Annotated in this window: 3 protein-coding genes; 2 read left to right on the top strand and 1 reads right to left on the bottom strand. The window is 51.4% G+C overall.

Features of this window, described 5'->3' with window-relative positions; all coding sequences use genetic code 11:
- Positions 1–28 precede the first annotated feature (28 nt).
- Both ppc and AC07OI_RS06895 read left to right on the top strand, forming a co-directional pair.
- A complete protein-coding gene (gene ppc, locus AC07OI_RS06900) occupies positions 29–2,815 on the top strand; it encodes a phosphoenolpyruvate carboxylase (protein ID WP_495256675.1) in 2,787 nt (928 codons plus the stop codon).
- 224 nt (positions 2,816–3,039) lie between these two features.
- Positions 3,040–6,744, top strand: a complete 3,705-nt coding sequence (locus AC07OI_RS06895) for an ATP-binding protein (protein ID WP_495256674.1) — start codon at positions 3,040–3,042, stop codon at positions 6,742–6,744.
- Positions 6,745–6,756: 12 nt separating this feature from the next.
- Here AC07OI_RS06895 and AC07OI_RS06890 read toward each other — a convergent pair whose 3' ends face one another.
- Positions 6,757–13,113, bottom strand: coding sequence for a DUF4347 domain-containing protein (locus AC07OI_RS06890; protein ID WP_495256673.1), 6,357 nt, complete (start codon positions 13,111–13,113; stop codon positions 6,757–6,759).
- Positions 13,114–13,223 lie beyond the last annotated feature (110 nt).

Genomic DNA, 13,223 nt, shown 5'->3' with positions numbered 1-13,223 from the left:
TTTTATCCTTACCGTAGAATTTGTCAGCATGAACGCCCACCTACACCCGCAATTAAAAATGAACGATATCAGCGACGACAAAGACCAGAGCCTGCGTGAAGACATACGCAGGCTGGGCCGCATATTAGGCGATACGGTAAGAAACCAGCATGGTGATGAAGTATTCGACCTCATCGAACAGGTACGTCAGAATTCCATACGCTTTCGCCGTGATGCCGATGAAGCGGCACGTGCCGAGCTGGAAACCACGCTGGATACGCTGACTAATGACCAGACCACGCAAGTCATACGCGCTTTCAGTTATTTTTCACATCTGGTGAACCTGGCAGAAGACCAGCATCATATACGCCGCACCCGTGCGCATTTGATCGCAGGTTCTGCACCGCGCCAAGGTAGCCTTGCACACACCATAGAAGCCCTGTACAACACCGGTCACAACAGCCAGCAGTTGCTGGACTTTTTTGAGACTGCTCAAGTGTTCCCGGTATTGACTGCACACCCTACGGAAGTGCAGCGCAAGAGTATTCTGAATTGTCAGATGGTGATTACCCGCCTGCTGGATGAGCGTGACCGCATGCAACTGACGCCGGAAGAATCGGCCGCCAATGATGAAGCCCTGAGTCGTGCCGTGCTAACCCTATGGCAGACACGCATGCTGCGCACTTCCAAATTATCAGTGCTCGATGAAGTAGAAAACGGCCTGAGTTTTTACGACTACACCTTCCTGCGTGAATTACCACATCTGTATGCGGGCCTGGAAGATTTGCTGGCAAGCAAAGACGCTGCATTGACGCAGACAGAACTGCCCAGCTTCATGAAGATGGGTAGCTGGATAGGCGGTGACCGTGACGGTAATCCTTTCGTCACAGCCACTGTGCTGGAAAAAACCCTGGCCATGCAGGCTACCCGCGCCTTTAAATTCTATCTTGAAGAATTGCATACCCTGGGTTCGCAACTGTCAATGGCGAACCTGCTGGTGAAAGTCTCTGACGACTTGCTGGCCTTGGCTGAACGCTCACCAGATCATTCTCCGCACCGCTCTGACGAACCTTATCGTCTGGCCATCAGCGGTGTGTATGCGCGCCTGTCAGCAACCTACAAACAATTGCTGGGCCTGGAACCTGTCATCCACCCTAGCGGTATCGCCGAGCCATATGCGACAGCAGAAGAACTGGCTGCTGATCTGGATATAGTCCACCACTCCTTGTATGACCATGGCTCTGCTGCGATCACGCGTGGCCGTTTGCGTCATTTACGCCGTGCAGTCAAGGTTTTTGGTTTTTATCTGGCACCTGTGGATTTGCGCCAGAATTCAGATGTGCACGAGCGTGTAGTGCATGAGTTATTGCAAGCGGCTAATCCTGAATTGAAGTACCTGGACTTGAATGAAGATCAGCGCATAGAAGTCTTGATCAAAGAGATCAGTTCGGCCCGTCCACTGGCTTCGCCTTACCTGAGCTATTCAGAAGAAACCCAGTCTGAGCTGGCAATCTACCGTGCTGCCTGCACCGCGCAAAAGCGCTATGGTAAAGGTGCCGTGCCTAACTGCATCATTTCCAAGACCGATGGTGTGTCTGACATGCTGGAACTGGCCTTGCTCTTGAAAGAATCTGGCCTGCTGCATCCTGCTGAAGGGCGTGTGGATGTGAATATCATTCCATTGTTTGAAACCATAGGCGATTTGCAAAACAGCGCACCTGTCATGGACAGACTGTTTGGCATACCTGCTTATGCACGTCTGCTCGCCAGCCGCAGCAATGCGCAAGAAGTGATGCTTGGGTACTCAGACAGTAACAAGGATGGCGGCTTCCTGACCTCTGGCTGGGAGCTGTACAAGGCCGAGCTTGATCTGATAGAAGTATTCGCTAAACATCAGGTGCGTTTGCGCCTGTTCCATGGTCGTGGTGGTTCAGTAGGTCGCGGTGGCGGCCCCAGCTATCAGGCTATTCTGGCGCAACCTGCTGGTGCTGTGCAGGGGCAAATCCGTTTGACTGAACAAGGTGAAGTGATTACCGCAAAATATGGTAATCCTGAAGTAGGACGGCGTAATCTGGAAGTATTGGCTGCGGCCACCATGGAAGCCAGTTTGCTGGCACATACTGAACCGGCACCACGTCCTGAATTTTTATCAGTCATGGAAGAATTGTCTGACCATGCCTTTAAAGCTTACCGTAATCTGGTTTATGAAACAGAAGGTTTCGAGCAGTATTTCTGGGAATCGACAGTCATTTCCGAGATCGCTGGCCTGAACATAGGCAGTCGCCCCGCATCGCGTAAAAAATCGACAGCGATAGAGGATTTGCGTGCCATCCCCTGGGTATTCAGCTGGTCGCAGTGCCGCTTGATGTTGCCGGGCTGGTTTGGTTTTGGCTCTGCGGTACAAACTTATCTGAAGGCACATCCTGATACCGGTTTGCAAACTTTGCAGGAGATGTTCAAGGACTGGTCTTTTTTCAGTACTGTGTTGTCGAATATGGAGATGGTGCTGGCCAAGAGCGATATCGGCATTGCCAGTCGTTATGCGCAACTGGTCAAGGATGAATCCTTGCGTAACCGCATCTTCCCGCGCATACAGGCTGAGCATGAAGCAACGATAGCAATACTCAAGGCTATCTCCGGTCAGGATGAATTGCTGGCAGCAAATCCTTTGCTCGCACGTTCGATACGCAACCGCTTCCCTTATCTGTCGCCATTGAATCACGTGCAGGTAGAATTGCTGGAACGCTACCGTAAGGGCGATGAAGACGAGCGCGTGCGCCGTGGCATACATTTGTCCATCAACGGTATTGCTGCGGGTTTGCGTAATAGCGGCTGATTCTTTTATTTCTTGTCACTTATAAAACCTTCCCTTGATTATCAGGGAGGGTTTTTTATTTTTAATAATGCAAGTTATGCTTTTGCTTGCGCTGATTCAAAGAGAGGAATAGGTGACCCGGTTATAATATTGCTATCCGGCTACAAGTATATGTGTTTTTATTATTCATGCCCTTGCAGTCTGCAATCAGGTTCGCCAGCGAAAAGTATCTACTTTCAAAGAATATGCACACCTCAGCATCGCCAGATCAATCGATCTCTCAACTTGATATTTCCTTGCTAGGTAGTTTCCAGTTGAAACTGGACGGTCAGGATATCGCTGGTAAGCTCAAATACCGGAAAGCCATTTATCTGTTGGCCTATCTGGCAACAGCGAGTGGTCGCTGGATAGCCAGAGAGCATTTGGCAGAGCTGCTGTGGCCTGACTTGCCCGGTGCCTCCGCGTTGACGAACCTGCGCCAGGTACTCAACAACCTCAGCAAAGTCATCAATACGTCCATCGGTGCGGAGGTCATACAAAGCAGGCGCGACAGTATTGCTTATTTTTCAGATACGCGAGTACATGTGGATATTGCTAGCCTGCTTAATGAATGGCAGGCCGATGACCCGGGCAGTCTGTTTTGCTCGTGGCTGACAGAAAGCTTTGAACCACGGCTAAGCCAGCTCAATCATGATTTCCTTGAACGCATGGAACTCAATGTCGGTACTGATCTGCAAGCTTGGATACACCAGTTGCGCAAGCAATTGCGGGAACGCTGGCGTGATTTGGCTGCAAGACTTTGCCGAGAGCAGGAAAAGACTGGACGTATCGCCTCTGCTGTTGCAATAGCCAATCAGCTATGGGAGCAGGACAGCTTGAACGAAAATACTGCCGCAAAGCTGATACGCCTGTTGTTGTCCTGTGGTGATTTCAAGCGTGCCAATTTTGTGTTGAATACGCTGGAGCAGAATTTACTTTCTGCCTTTGGTACGCGCGCGTCTGCCTCGACCAGAAGATTATTGCAACAGGATTCCATGTCAACTGTCGTTGACCAGAAAGTTACAGGGGAAAAGCAGGTTTCGACCATTAGCCGGGCTGTTACCGAAATCCGCTGGCTCACGATTGCCTATGTGGAATTTGATCTTTCGCCGCATCCGGGAGCTGATGAGGCAGACGCGGTTTTGCGTATGGATCAATTACTTTGCGCAGCGCAAGATAAAATCAGCCTGTGGGGCGGGACTTGCAAACAAGTATTTGGTCAGGGTTTTCATGCGAGTTTTGGTATGCACACTGAACCCGAGCAAGCTGCCCTCAGGAGTATTTACGCTGCACAAGAAATCATGCTTGCAGATGAAGCGCGGCAGCATCTGCGCATTGGTATTTGCGCTGGCAATGTCCAGTGTACTGTTGATGAAATGCGCTTTCTTGGAGCATTGCCAAGAAAAGTGCAAGAGATGTGCTGGTCTGCTTCGGTGGGTGAAATTGTGTTTGACCGTATGGTCGCAGAGCAAATCAGTAGTAAGCTGACAAACGATGCCATGGAAGTGCTGGCAAATGACCGCTATGCAAATGACGTAATCAAGTACAGGCTGGCAAGGCAACTCATGAGCACAGGGGGGCAACAGGAATTTCCTCTGGTGGGGCGCGGTGAAGAGTTACAGGCTGTATGGCGCCACTGGCAGTTGGCAAAGCAGGCGCAACCACAATGGCTGATATTGTGCGGCAATGCTGGCATGGGCAAGACCAGGCTGGCTACCGAAGTGAGCCGCCTGCTCGATACTGCAGAAAACCATGTCATCCGTATTTATTGCACGCTTGAATACCAGCATCAATCCTTGGCAGCCTTACGACAAGCACTGGCTGAGTTGTTTGCCTTATCGCCTTTGAAAGCGGATGAATATCCGCGCAGAATAAGGGCATGTTTGCGGGAACTGGTACCGGCTTATGAGCCAGAAGAAGCGACGCTCCATGCGCTTATTTCTCTGTTTGACCAGAGCATGCAAGTGGAAACGGATAGCAAGAACCAGGTATTTGCAGCGCTGGGCACTTTGTTTGATCAATTGTCCAGGCAAAAGACTTGCCTTGTATTGATTGATGATTTTCACTGGTCAGATTTCGCTACCCGCGAATTTCTGGCCCGTTATGCGGGCAGCCTGGAACAACAACAGCTATTGCTATTGGTAACAACAAGACCAGACGCTCCACTGGAACATGCGGGTGCCTCGCCCGTTGTCATTGAACTGAGCCCGCTTGCCTTTGCTGCTGCGGAGCAAATGGTCGCGGCCTGTGATCACCGCCATATTTTGTCAGCACAAGAACAAACGCGCATAGCGCATGATTGTGGTGGTGTTCCCCTGTTTATTGAAAGGCTTACCCGCAGCCGTACAGAAGACGGACAGCATCATCTGATACCGGTTAAGGAATTGTTGCAGAGCGAGTTGGATAAGCTCGGGCCATACAAGAATATTTTGCAAATGGCAGCCGTCATAGGGAACAACTTTAATGCGCGTATACTCAGTGGTTTGTTGCCCGACGAAGATGTAGCTGGTCCACTGCAACTGGCCATTAGCTATCGCCTGATACAAGCAGGCGCACAGCATGGGCACTATCGCTTTCAACATGCCTTGATTGCCGATGCGGCGTACCAGAGTTTTCCTGAAAAACAGAGGCGGACTGCACATCTGCGTGTCGCAGAGCATTTGCTCAATGAGCCTGGCATAGCGAGTGCAGAAATTGCCCGGCATTTTGAAGAAGCACATGACTTTCAACAGGCAGCCGCCATGTGGACCATCAGCGGCCAGAAAGCATTGGCGAGTGAATTCGCCATGGATGCCTTGCATGATTTTGGCAAGGCACTGGATATCGCCTTGCAGCCACAGTCCGGGTTGGCGCATTTGCAAATTTCCCTGCGTTTATCCATGGGTAATGCCGCCCTGTTGTGTCAGGGGTATGGATCCCAGTTGGGGCATCAGCAGTTCCGGGCTGTCTGTGATAGTTTGAATGACTTACCAGCACCAGATCATGAAGAAACAGAGTCATTGTTCCGTGCTTTAAGTGGTTTGTACATGGGAGGAAGTTCTCAAGGCAAGAGCGATGGCCTGGGTATAGCGCGACGCCTGGAGGAGTTGGCAAATACGCCAGCCAAGCGCCTGATGGCCTGTTTTTCGCTTGGTAATTCATTGTTCTGGCGTGGGCTGTTTGTAGAGGCATTGCGCTATCAACAGGAAGGATTGTCTATCGCCAAGACACTCAGCCTTGAAGAGCGGCAGTGCTATTGGGGTGAAGATCTTGAGATACTGATACGCGCCTTCCTGTGCTGGAACCTATGGTTTTTGGGCGATGCCTATGCCCATGAACTGGCAACGGAAAGTACCTTGCTGGCCAGGGAGCGCAAAAAAAGCCATGCCTTATGCTTTATGCTGACTTTCAATACTGCCATGTGCTGGACTGCTGGTCAAATGGATGAAGCTGCCAAGCTGGCAGGAGAGGGTGTGCAACTGGGGACACAATTTGGATTTCCGTTATGGCAAAGCATGAATAGCCTGTTTTATCTTTCTGCACATACCAATAGCAACAAACTCAAAGACATCATGCCTGCCCTGCAAGCCGCAGAAAATTTGCACAGTGCCTATCGGGCTGGCACCACCACGGCCAGTTGGGTTTTGGCAAGCACGCTAATCAAACTGCAATGCTGGGATGAAGCAAAATCTTTGCTGGCAAAGACGCTAAACGAAATTGACAAATACGAGGATTATTACTGTCATGCGGACTTGCTGCGTTTGAGCAGTTTGTGTCACATGCAAGAGGGTGATATCGGACTCGCCAGTGAAACACTTGAGCAGGCCTTGCAGATGGCAACAGCACAAGGAGCTGTGGGATTGATTGATGCAATCAGGCAGTCAATGGCAGATAGCGAGCTACTGCAGCAAAAGCATGCTTTGCTGCAGTAGGGTATCAGTAAATCAAGCCATAAATCTCGCCAGGTACTCAGGTGAATTAATAAACTGCCCAATCAGGGTGACCATATCCATACCCGATTGACTGAGTAATGCATCAAACGTCACCTGATCCGGCGCATGACCCAAGAGACCGATGCAATCCAGCGTCAGTGATACTTTGGATTGCGAATTCGCCTTGAACTCGGTCGACTCGGTAAAGCCCGCCAGCATATCGCCACGAGACAGACCATTACCCAGTTGCCCCAGCCAGTAAGCCTTGCCTGCTGCATCTGAACTACGGTGCAAGACATTCTGATAGACCCGGTCTACAAAGGCCGTGCTATCCAATGCGCCATAGGTTTTCTGGAACTCTGCACTGGACACAAAGGAAGCACTGATCTTGGAGAGGTTCATGCCATCTTTTTGCGCCTGCATCCAGTAAGCCAGACCTTCACGGTCAGGCAAGCGGTCGAAGGCACCAAAGTACAGACGCGTGATACCACCGATACCGCCCTGGAATTCAGCCGACTCCATGAAGGATGCCGCTACCTGGGCACGGCTCATCTTGCCGCTGTCTATCTGCCCCTGCCAGTACTGTACCCCTGCCTTATCGGCTTCACGGAACAGCACATCACGGTAGAGCTGCATGGCAAACAAGTCAGAGCGGTGCAACACATCATTGTCTTTGACATCCAGCTTGGTACCGACTTTAACTTCGATTGCATCCGGGATACCATCACCGTCTTTGTCACCTGGCAATGAACTGGTTTTAAAGCCCAGCCCGCCACTAAAGCTGATCTTGCCATCGACCTTGCCATCCGCATCAAACACGCCACCATCTGTGATCTTGAAGTCTACCTTCAACTTGCCATCCACATTTGTGATATTGCTGGCGATGTTAGTCCAGTTGCCAGCTTTGTCCTGTACCCAGTAGCCATTTACCGAACCAAGCTTATCGGTATAAATGGACAGACTGACGTCCTTGCCCATACCTACTCCATTGACCTGACTGCTGATCAGACCATATTGCAATTGCAAATCATTTGGCAGATTGAGCGGGCTGGCTGAGGTCGTCGTTTGAGACAGGGCGAGTGACTGATCGATGCTCAAGGTCGCGTAGTGAGTATTAACCAGACTGCCATTATTCCAAGGCAAGGAACCTACTTCTTTCTGTGACTGGTCAGCTTTGCCATCACCATTGCCGTCACCCTTCCCACTACCTAGCCAGTTTGGCACTTCTGCTTCTATGGCTTGCAGTATGCCGTCACCATCCACATCAGGATCGGTGACAGGAATGGTCGTGTCAGAAGGTTTGGTACCTGTATTGTTGTTGTCATAGTTCAGGATGGAATAACCTTGCTGTAGAGTAGTCCCACTATTACCGGCAAGGTCAGCGACTCTGACCTTAAGGGTATTGTTGCCACTGACAGTCTGATTTTGTAATGTCCAATTACTACTACCCAATGCTGCTGTTGCATTGATCCAGTTCGTACCATTGTCGAGCGAGACTTGTACTGTTTCACCTGTGAGCAAACCGGTACTTAATGTGCCGCTGATGGTTTGTTGGGTCGCGGTAGTAATGAAATCAGTGCCGCTGATGCCGTCGTCATTGGAGAACTTCAGATTCGTTATGGTGGTCGTTGGTGCCGTATGATCGACCTGATACAACTGCCCGGTAAAGCCGTCATTCAAGGCCAGGCTGGCGGTATCCACAATCCCGGTTCCCGCATTCTTCAGATTCAGCCCCAGCGTCCCATCACCAGTGAGCCCAGTGATCCTGACATTGTAAGTCGATGGATCAAGCTGGGTCACACTGCTGATCGTGCCTGCTACCGTGCCTGTGGTTGCAAGCGCAAAGGCTGCCGCATTCACACCCGTGACAGCTTCACTGAACGTGACCTTGTAATCCACCGCACCCAGATTGGTATTCTCAGACTGGATGCGGGTAATGCCAGTGGCAATCGGCGCGACGTTGTCACCAACGGCGATGATGAAGTTCTTTTCATAGGCAGAACCCATGGCATCGGTGGCCCTGACAAAGATACTGTAATTGCCCGGTGTCATACCGGCAGGATTCTTGGCTACCAGGGTATTGCCCGAGTTGGTGAACTTGCTATTGTCCTTGTCATTCGTACCATTGCCGGTCACCAGGGTGAAGCTGGCGGTATCACCCGGATTAGGATCAACAGCAATCAGCGTACCAACCGTCGTATTGTCAGCAGAGCCCTGCTGGACAGCAGCATTTGACAGCGTGATATTGGTCGGTGCGGCATTGACACCCGTCGCAATCACAGTGGTGGTGTTGTTGAGTACCGCAGAAGCAATGCCATCATTGGCACTGATGGTGAAGGTCGTGGTTTCCGTACTACCGACAGGCACACGACCAGCAGCAGGCTGGAATACCAGGCCACGGATGGCAGCCTGTACGGCAGCCGGGGTACCGGCAGCATGGGTATAGGTCAAACCACCATCTGCCGTCGAGAAGCCAGTCGCTGCCAGTGAGGCAGCAGTAAAAGCACCTTTGGCTGCCAGATCGAGAGTGATGATGATGGTTTCTGAAGCACCCACATCAGGATCGGTGATAGTCACGCCTGCGAAAGGTGAAACCGTGGTGGTTTCTGTCACGGTTTGGCCAGCGACAATACTGCCAATGACGGGGGGAGAATTAGTATAAATGACGATGGCTTTGTTGCTGCCCAGCGAGTTGGCAGCACCCGGCGCAGCCAGCGTCAATGTGGCATTATTACCCAGCGAATCCTTGATAGTACCGCCATTCAAGCGCAAAGCTGTGCTGTTCTGGTAATCGAGATCTACGCTGACATCACTTGGCTGTACAGTGTAATTAAAAGTGATCGTGTTAGTGCCCGAACCGCTGACATAATTAATTACCCGATCTATGGTGCCAGTTTCCAGTGTCAGTTGTGGTGTTCCGGTGACATTGACAGTTTCATTGAAGGTGATGGTAACCGGTATGACTGTACCCGCAGCATAGGTGGCATTGGATGTGCTTGAGCTGACATTCGTTACCGCAGGGCCACTGTTATCCAGTGTATATAGCTCGTCGCCAGTATGCCCGCCAACGATGGCGTTGCCCGCCACGTCGGCGACGCCAGTGCCGCTGTTCTTGAAATCCAGTCTTAAGGTGCCGTCACCACTGACAGTGTTGACCCGCACGGTCCAGACGTTGCCAACGGGGCCCGATAGTGAGGCAATGTTTCCGCTGGCTGTACCTGTCGTTACCAGCGCAAAATCGGAAATATCCAATCCACCATTTGCCAGGCTCTCCGAGAAAGTCACCTGGAAATCAACAAAGCTGCTGTTGCTGGGGCTGGCTGACGCACGGTTGATGCTGGTGATGGTAGGCACAACGCCATCCACCATGACAGCAGTCGTACTGCCGACACCATTCAGATTGAGAACAGCATTATTTCCTACAGTGTCTTTGATGCTGCCACTATTCAAAGTAATACTGCTACCCAGACTGATGCCATTGGTATCGAGGTTGCCGCTGACAACCGTATAGCTGAATATGAGTGCGGAAGTGCCACTTCCGCTTACGTAAGAAGCTGCTACGGTGCCACCGGTATCGAGTGTCACTGGAATTGTTGGTGTTCCTGTAACGTTGACGACTTCATTAAAATTAACTGTAAAATTCAGACCTTGTCCTGGCATATAAGTGGCGTTGGCGGGAGCTGTGACAGTACTGACCGCAGGGGCAATGCCATCAACGTTGACTGCGGCTGTGCTGGCTACTCCGTTCAAGTTAAGACTGGCATTATTGCCTGCACCATCTTTGATGGTACCGCCATTGAGGGTGACGCTGCCGCCGACAGAAATACCGTTGCTGTCCTGATTGCCATCAACGATGGTATAGCCAAATAGAAGTGAGGTGCTGCCGCTGCCGCTGATATAAGTAGCTGCAACGGTGCCACCAGTGTCCAGCGTGACTGGGATGTTGGGTGTGCCAGTCACAATCACTGCTTCACTAAAATTAACGGTGAAGTGTAGATTTTGTGCTGTCGCATAGGTGGCATTTGCTGGGACACTGACCGTGCTGATAGCAGGTGTTCCTGTGTCAAAAGTCAGGGCAGGGCTGTTGCCAGCACCACCGCTATTGCCTGCCGCATCAGTGTAGCTGCCAGACGCAACGGCGATACTGGCTGAGCCAGCGTTGGTTGCCGGATCTGGTGTGAATGTCGCAGTGCGCGTTGTGCCTGAACCAGTGAGACTGCCTAAGCTACCGCCTGTAACCGAAATGTCAGCCGCAGTAAATCCAGTTGGAACTTCGCTGAAGGCGAAGCTCATCGTTGCCGTTTCGCCTGCTTTGAGAGTGCTGACGTTGCTGCTGATCGTAAGCGTTGGTGCCTTGGTGTCTACAACGAAATTGCTGCTGCTGGTGATGCCTACACCTGGCGTATGAGTCGAATTATAGGTACCAGGCAAATTGACTGAAATGACATTGCTGGCGCTTTCAAAATTGGTATTCGGTGTAAAAGTCGCCGTGAAAGTGATGTTGTCGGCGGTTTGCAAGCTTGACAGTATGCCGTTGGCAATATATATATCGGCAGTTCCAAAGTCAGAGACGGCTTCGGAGAATGTAAATGTCACATCTTGCGTATCACCAGCCTTCAGGGTGGATTTGGACAAAGCTATATTCACAATCGCGGGAGTACTATAGGCAGTAATCGTGCCCAAACTGGTATCAATGCTGCTGCCATTGGTGCCAGCAATATTGCCAGTTCCAGAAGTCGTGCCGCCAAAGCCACCAGCACCTTTGTTTCCAGTGCTCAAAGTGGCGACCGATGCTGCATCCATCAATAGAGTGCCCGTTGACCAGATACCGCCTATGCCTTGGCCACCAGCACCACCATTACCGCTATTTGAATAATTCGCTGCTGCACCGCCACCGCCACCACCGCCTGCAGCAACGTTATTGGAGATGACACTATTTGTTATCTTCAATGTTCCACTGTTAAAGATGCCGCCGACTGCATTTCCTCCAGTGCCACCTATAAAAAAACCACCACTGCCGCCACCGCCGCCGCCGATGGAGATTGTGCCGTTGCTGGCTGTCGCACCCGCTCCACCCACTGAATAGCTTTGACCAAGAAATTGCACGTGTGCACCACCGCCAGCACCGCCAGTGGTACTGCCTCCGTAGCCACCGCGCTGGCCACCTGATGTACCTGAACCGTTACCTCCATGACCTGCTGTCGGTGCTGTGGGTGTTTCGCCAATCCGGTCCATTCCGCCAGTACCACCCAAGCCAGATCCATAGCCACCACCACCACCTCCTCCTCCACCCTTGGGGAACCCGCCACCTGTGCCGCCGCCGCCAGATGCTTTGTTTGCAGTGACCGTACTATTGCTAATTGTTAATGTGCCAGCATTACGTATTCCGCCACCTGCACCATCGGAGCCGGACCTGCCATCACCTGCCAGATTGCCAGTATTATCTCCACCATTCCCTGCTGCCAGGCCATTGGTAATGACCAGGTTTTCCAGGCTGACGGCCGCTCCCGCTGCTACATCAATGACGCGGGTCAGGTTTTCGCCACTGATGGTTACCACACCGCCAGCGTTGTTTTTGCTGCCTATGATAGTCAATGCATGGCCGGAATCAGCCGTGATGCTGATGGTGTTGTTGCTTGCTGTGAAAAGGATGTCACCTGTCAATGTCAGGGTGTCGTCCCTGCCGTTGGAATTTGCCGTTGCCATGGCTGCTTGCAGGCTGGCCAGATCAGAGGCTGAAAGAGTAGCTGCGAGATGGTTCCAGCCAGTCAATTGCTGGATATTCAGTGCGCAGCCTGCCTCGATCTTGCCAGTCGAGATTTCCAGTTGCCAGTCGCCGTTTTGTGTTGCGGTACCTGTGTCATTAGTAGATGCCGCAACATCAACACCTGTCATGCTCGCAAGGTCATTGATAAACCGTGCGCCTGCCACGCCAGTGCCTATATTGCAACCATATAGCAAGAGGTCGCCGCCAGGCTTCAGGGATGCACCTATGGCTTGCAACTGGCCTTGATAGATTGCCATATCACCGTCATGCAAGACAGCGCTACCGAGGAGCATCACGCCATTGTCGCCATGGGAGATGATGGAAATGGAATCCAGGTTACTGCAATTTTTGAGTGCATCGGCGATCTGCTGAACGCCATCCTGGTCTTTATCCAGCACGACCACTGTAGTACCAGGTTTTACTGCATTTACGATTTGCTGAAAATCTGGCAGGCGGCTGTCAATGAAAACCATGGCCTTTTGCGCTGGTATCTGTTCAGATGGCTGGTTCAGATTCGATGCTGATGCATTGGCGGGAGAGGTCAGAGGGGCATTGTTGACAGGTTTTGCTTCTTGTAAAAAGGTAGGGCCATGCAGAGTCATAACAAACAATTTCCAGGATGAAGGGCGAATGCAGGCACAGCAGTAATGCCGCGGCAATGAAGTCCTTGATACGCTTCATGACACATTCAGCAATACTGACAATCGGGCAA

It is taken from the genome of Undibacterium sp. GW821-FHT07F11 (assembly GCF_059418665.1).
This window is presented reverse-complemented; position numbering and strand designations above follow the sequence as displayed.